Consider the following 6,463-nt stretch of genomic DNA (forward strand, 5'->3'; position numbering starts at 1 on the left):
GAATATGGCTTGTGATCCATAGGTTTTCTATAATTTTTTAAAAATGAAATATAAGAATCGATGTCAATCTGAACAATCTCGGTGACATCTTTTTTTATGAACGAGAAAAATTGTCTAATATCTCGCTGGTAATTTTCCAAGGTGTTTTTTGACAATCGATGCTCTGGGTGAGTGGAAAAATAAGCCAAAAAGGACTCAATATAGGTGTTCATAAATCAACCTCCCCTACCTTAAAATGTAAAAATCTGTGCAAAGTGTGATAGTACCAACAGTATATCATATTTTAAAAATAATCCATAACTGATATTATGGAATTTTTTTGTGATTTAGGGCGGTTATGAATATTACTTCAAACTGGAAATGACCACTCTGTTTAATTTAACAAAAATGGAAGATAGTAGTATAATAATATAGTAACAACTGTGATTAGTAACATATGTGAAAAGTAACTATAGTTACTAATCTGAAAAGTTTACCCAACAATTTCAAGAAAGAAGGCGCATTTTTTTATGAGTTTCGAGCTTACAAAAGTAGAAATGACGGAAAAAGAGTTCCAAGAAAAAAGTAAAGCGATGGGAGAAGTGCTTGATGTTTTCCAAGATGAAAATAGCGAGCCTGAAGACGAAGGAATCGTAGACCCTGAACTAGAGGCTAAGAAGGGAAAAACAAAGACACGTCAAAAAGCAAAAACGACTAAAAAAAATCAAAACAAAAAACCGGCTACTATAGAGAATGGATCCGAGAGCGATTTGGTTAGATAAACGTATATCGTGACCGAGGATTTGAAGTGGGCGCTAAAAAGAAAAGCAGCCTATGAGAAAAAAGGCGTCAATGTTGTTTTGAGAGAGCTTTTGGAGAGTGGGATTGAGGGGCGGTATTTTGATTAGGGAGGAGGTTTTATTAATGAGTGAAACAATAAATGAATTAGAAAAATTGCTAGTAGAATTAGAAACTAATTTTGAGAAAAATGAATACGAAGAGTATGAAGAAGAATATGATGTTGAATTACAATACTCGGTTGGAGGAAAAAATACTTATTATACTTTAACGAAAGAATCTAAAACTATCCTAAATAGATTTAAAAATTTTATTAAGAAGAATAAATGTGTTAGTAGCGAGGAAATAATAGGAATAATTGATAAAATTTTAGAAAAAACAATTGCTACTACTGAGGATGTAGAAAATATATTAGCTAAAATAACTGCGATTCAAGAAGATGATTTTGAAGAATATGTGAAAACTGAAATAAATAAAGAAAAAGTACTATTTATAAGTCATTGTAGCAAAGATTCTTTTTATGTAGAAAAAATGATTGAATTACTTCAATTCATAGGAATAAAAGACAAATCGCAACTTTTTTGTAGCTCAAAACCTGGTTATGATATACCTGAAGGAGAAGATATTTACGATTATTTGAAAAATCTATTTAAAGAAAAAGATATTTATTTAGTTACGTTGTTGTCTAATAATTACTATAATAGCACGGCGTGTTTGAATGAAATGGGAGCGGGTTGGCTTACATCCTGTGCTCAAACTGCTTTTTTGATGCCAGGCTTTTCTTTTAAAGATATTGATGGAGCGATAAATCCTAGAAAAATAATGATTACATTAACTGATAAAGCTAGATTAAATGATTTTAAGGACAAACTTATAAATGTATTTGGATTAGATTCTATTGATCAAAATATTTGGGAAGATCAAAGAAACAAAATAGTAGAAGAAATAGAAGCACATTATGAAGGGATTAGAACTTTAAATACTGTAGACAGTCTTACGAGTATTGAAAAACGTAGAATTACACCTTCGGGTAATGATGTAGACTTTCTGCTGAGTTTTAGAAATGAAGGGACTACTGAAGTTGCATGTATAGGATTAGATATCGAGCTTAAAGACATATATGGTAATAGTGCTAGTATTTTCATAAATGATTCAAATCATAGCTTTTTAGGAACTAATTTGCATCCGGATGAGAACAGATTTGAAAACATTAAAATCTCTCAAGATATCTTTGATACTAAAGGTGAATTTAATTTTTACAAACTGAATAAACCTGAGTGCAAAATAGAAGCTTTATGGGGATAGATAAAAGTGGAAATGAATTCGAATTATAAAAGTAAATTAATGGGAGGTATTTAATATTGCCGTGGAAAGAAAGAAGAGTTGATAGCTTTGATGAATTAGTAGCTATTATAAATGAAAAACGTAGTGAAAATTGGATATATAGGGGACAGTCAAGTGCTGATTATAAATTAAAATCCTCACTAGCTAGAAATAAAAATTTAGTATCAAGAGATGTTGAAAAATGCTTAATTTGTAAGTTCAATGAAAAAGCACATTTATATCCAGAAGGGCGAGATTATGATTGTGAGGATGAACTTGAAACTTTAGCATTAATGCAACACTATGGTGCTCCTACAAGATTGTTGGACTGGAGTTATTCACCATTTGTAGCGTTATTTTTTGCTATAAACAATACTAGTAGTGATAAAGATGCAGCACTATACTGTCTAAATTGGAAGTATGTAGAAACGTTAAATGAGTTCAAGATATGGAACATAGATGAACGAATTAGCAAATATAATGCAGAATCTAAAGAAAATAAAATTGAATGCAATCAAGATATGAACGCAATAGAATTTGGAGATATATATGAAAAATTATCACAAAAAGACAATTTAGAGGAGGATATATTTTTACAAAAATATGAGCCTAGAAAGAAAAATAATCGTATTGACAAACAGCAAGGTCTTTTTCTAATATCTAGTAAAATAGATGTAGAGTATGAGGATGTGTTAAGTAGTTATTATTTAGATAAAGGAGTTATTAATGAATATAAATGCCCCATGTCTATGAATATAAAAAATACTTTCAAGAAGGCGGTGGATGTTGCTAGGGATTTTAACTCTAAAAATCCTGATTTAGATAAAGTTTCACAACTAAAGATTAAGATTGATTCTAACAGTACAGATTATATAAGCATACTTAAGAATGCTTATATAAAAACATTCTCAAAATCAGAAGGGAACAACGATAAAATAAATTTAGCTGAAAAGACAAAATCAATAAATCCTTTTGAATGTATTGCACTAAAGATAATTATTACACCAAGAATAAAAAAAGATGTTTTAAAATATTTGCAATTAATGAATATATCAAATGAATTTTTATTTCCAGAAATGGAAGGCTTTTGTGCTGGATTAAAGCATAAAATGCTTTAGGAGAATGCGTAATGGGAAGATATGCAAAGAATTATACAGAGCAGCAGATTTTAAATATTGTGAAAAGTTATTTAATCGATGGAAAGAGCTATAGAAAGATAGAACGTGAACTTTTAAATAAGCCTGTTACGTCAAAAGTCTATGGCTATATTGCTATGGATATCTTAAAAGGTTTTGGTATTTATGCCGATAAAAAAGGTATTTTGAAGGATTTAGATTTTGAAAGAGAATTATTGACATATGAGTCTCTAATATCAAAGATAAAATATCTTAGAGAAAATGAAAAAAGATTTAAAGAAGAAGAAAAAGAAAAATATACCATCATTATTGAAAATACTGTTACAGAAATAAAAACCGAGATAACTCAACGAATAGGTCAGGATAAATTGAGAAAAGCAGTACTAAATAATTACAATAACAAATGTGCTATTTGTGGACTGAGCCATACAGACTTACTAAATTGCAGCCATATAGTTCCCTGGTCTATGGATGAGTCAAATAGATTGAATCCTGAAAATGCGATATGCTTATGTGCAATGCATGATAGACTTTTTGATAGAGGCTATTTTTCTCTAGATGAAAACTATGATATTGTATTTTCTGATAAAGCTGATGCTGAAATCAAAAAAATGTTTAGTAACACTACATTTAGACAGCCAAAACAAGCAAAGCCAAATATTGAATTTCTTAAGATTCATTATGAAGAGATATGTAATAAAAAATAGTGGGAACTCAGTTCCCACTATTTTTATTGTTAAGCTTCTATACCATTTAGTGCATCTTTAACAGACAATGCAACGTGATAGGCCAATTCAACGGGAACAGCATTCCCAATCATTTTATAGCCGTCATTTAGATTTTCATAGTAAAATTTAAAATCATCTGGAAAAGTTTGTATTCTAGCGCATTCGCGAATGGATAGTCGTCTGTATAAATGTTCTTTTCCTTCAACAAAAATTCTTTTGTTTTTTTCAACCTTTTCCATTACGGGTGCTTGAGGATGTTGTGGGGCTTGGCGACCACTTGCTTGTATTGTAAAAGATGGTTCATCCCAGGTTCTTACTCTATTTCTGCTCATATAAATACTTGAATATGAGCCTGTAAAATATTCGTGATTTGAAATAGTACAATTGTCACCATTAGTTTTATTTTTCTCAGTACTTGAAATAGCAGAGTCTCTTAAGTCCCAAATTGCATCTTTCAATATTGGTTTAGGAGTTATTGGTACAGGAAATTTGAAATCTTCAATGTTCAAATCTTTTCTAAATCCAATATAAAATACTCGCTTTCTATCTTGAGGAACATTAAAATCATTAGCATTTAATGTATCTATAAAAACATCGTATCCAGGTCCGGCTTTTTCAAAGTACTCCAATATTTTTTCTACTGCTTCTGAATGTCTTTTAGCCAACATACCTTTTACATTCTCAGCTACAAAAAAGAATGGTTCCTTATCATTAATCAATCTAATATATTCATAAAATAGCTGACCACGTTGATCATCAATTCCTTTTAGAGAGCCCGCTTCAGACCAACTTTGACAAGGCGGTCCTCCAATTATTCCATCACAAGCTGGGAACTCATCAGAATTAATTTTTCTAATATCCCCCTTTATTAGTTTAGCATTATGGTTTTTTTCATAAGTCTCCCATATTTTTTTATCATATTCATTTGCAGTAATTATTTCAAATCCGGCTTTTTCAAAACCAAGATCCATACCTCCTGCTCCAGAAAATATTGAAATCAAACGCATTTAATCTACTCCTTTATTTAAAAAACGTAATCAATTTAGCCATTCTTAATTTTGCAGGATTATTTGGATCCTGTATTTTTACATTTTCAATCTCTAAATTTGATTCGATTTTACTTAGTTGTTCTAAATCATCGGTGTATTTTAGTGTTTCGTACTTATCAAAATTAATTATAGCTGCAAACTGAAAATCCACATTTGATTTTGGATTATAAATATAATCAAAAACCACTACAGGATTTTTAATAATCCACATACCTCGTATTCGTAAGGATGTTATTTTCAAAGGATCTATTTTGTTTATCCTTGCAAGTTCGTTTGTTTCACTAAGATCAACATCAGCATTTTTTATAGCTTCTGTTACTTTTCTTTTTAATCCAGTATAAACATCCAAACTAGCTGCATAGTCCTCTCCATATACCATCATTAAATGATTTAGTTTTTTAGTTTTTTTATCAAGACTACCTACACAATAAACAATATCTTTTTCATCCCATTGTTCACATTCCTTGCAGCTTTTAGATATCATCGAACTATTTGAATATAATTTGTGTTTTGGATAAGAGCTATTTAAGGCCAATGGAGCTTTTAGTGTTTCAATTTTTTTAACTTCTATTGCATCGCCAGCCTTCAAAATCGCATCAGGTGGAGCGTTTCTGCTTCCAGTGTATGAAAAAATTTCTGATCTTGCTTGTATCTTTTCAGATTTATTAGTTGTTTTACTATCAATAAATAGATCTTTTATGTACTCTTCTAGACCATCACCCATTGAGTTAGCTCTATCATGAACATCTTTCGAATCTTTAACCTCAGCATCAAATTTCTTAACAAGATTTATAATTGCTTTTATTATATTGCTATCCATAGAAAAAACTCCTTTATGAAAAAATAGTTACCCTTTATTATATCTAAATAGCTTTGAATTGAAAACTAAAATATATTATTTTTAAATACTAATTATTATAGCTCTTCCTAACAACATCCGCTCTCTCAAACAAACCAGTCTTCAGTTTCAAAAAATCCGAATCATCAGTATTGATATCATAGTACTTACAATCATCTTCCATGATCACGACATACCTACGTTCATGCTCATGTTCAAAGCTTTCATCCTTAATAGAAAACATCCAGTAGTGTAAAATCTCATTTAGAAAGTCTTTTTTCTGATCATTACTAATATCGAAATTGTCAATTACGCTACATATAAAATCCATTTCTTTTATTGCATCTTCTCTATTATAAAGCACATCAAAGGACATGACTCTAGAAAACAATGGTATCGGAGAATGATCTTCTACTCTAGCAGCTTTTCTTAGAGGAGCAAACATTTCTGGTAGAAGATCACTTTTATATTCATACATGTATTCTCCATATTTTTCATACATAGTCGGATCATCGAATGATTTATAAAATGATGTGATATAGTTGTTTTCTCCAGGACTGCATTTTATATTTTCCGTCCATTTGTAATCCTTAAAATAGTCTTTTTCAAACA

The 6,463-nt window shown here is 30.2% G+C and carries 8 protein-coding genes; 4 read left to right on the top strand and 4 right to left on the bottom strand.

The features are described from left to right. On the bottom strand, positions 1–212 hold a 212-nt coding region (locus N4A40_01465), incomplete at its 3' end, for a phage integrase N-terminal SAM-like domain-containing protein (GenBank protein ID MCT4660500.1). 297 nt (positions 213–509) lie between these two features. Between N4A40_01465 and N4A40_01470 the strand changes: the two genes are divergently transcribed. The 4 genes from N4A40_01470 to N4A40_01485 all read left to right on the top strand — a co-directional run bounded on the left by N4A40_01470 (position 510) and on the right by N4A40_01485 (position 3,943). After that, positions 510–761: a hypothetical protein gene (locus tag N4A40_01470; protein ID MCT4660501.1), complete on the top strand. Its 252-nt coding sequence runs from the start codon at positions 510–512 to the stop codon at positions 759–761. Positions 762–903: 142 nt separating this feature from the next. Continuing rightward, positions 904–2,082 carry a toll/interleukin-1 receptor domain-containing protein gene (locus N4A40_01475; GenBank protein ID MCT4660502.1) on the top strand — a complete coding sequence of 393 codons (1,179 nt, stop codon included), beginning with the start codon at positions 904–906 and terminating at the stop codon, positions 2,080–2,082. A 56-nt stretch (positions 2,083–2,138) separates the two neighbouring features. Next, positions 2,139–3,218: an FRG domain-containing protein gene (locus N4A40_01480; protein ID MCT4660503.1), complete on the top strand. Its 1,080-nt coding sequence runs from the start codon at positions 2,139–2,141 to the stop codon at positions 3,216–3,218. A gap of 11 nt (positions 3,219–3,229) precedes the next feature. Further along, on the top strand, positions 3,230–3,943 hold the full coding sequence (locus N4A40_01485) for an HNH endonuclease (GenBank protein MCT4660504.1): 714 nt from the start codon (positions 3,230–3,232) through the stop codon (positions 3,941–3,943). A gap of 29 nt (positions 3,944–3,972) precedes the next feature. Here N4A40_01485 and N4A40_01490 read toward each other — a convergent pair whose 3' ends face one another. The 3 genes from N4A40_01490 to N4A40_01500 all read right to left on the bottom strand — a co-directional run. Then, a complete protein-coding gene (locus N4A40_01490; GenBank protein MCT4660505.1) occupies positions 3,973–4,971 on the bottom strand; it encodes a DNA cytosine methyltransferase in 999 nt (332 codons plus the stop codon). Between the two features lie 13 nt (positions 4,972–4,984). Next, positions 4,985–5,833: an NgoPII family restriction endonuclease gene (locus N4A40_01495; protein MCT4660506.1), complete on the bottom strand. Its 849-nt coding sequence runs from the start codon at positions 5,831–5,833 to the stop codon at positions 4,985–4,987. 88 nt (positions 5,834–5,921) lie between these two features. Next, positions 5,922–6,463 (bottom strand): hypothetical protein (locus N4A40_01500; protein ID MCT4660507.1); only part of this gene is annotated, 542 nt, incomplete at its 5' end.

The sequence above is a fragment of the Tissierellales bacterium genome, from assembly GCA_025210965.1.
GTDB lineage: Bacteria > Bacillota > Clostridia > Tissierellales > JAOAQY01 > JAOAQY01.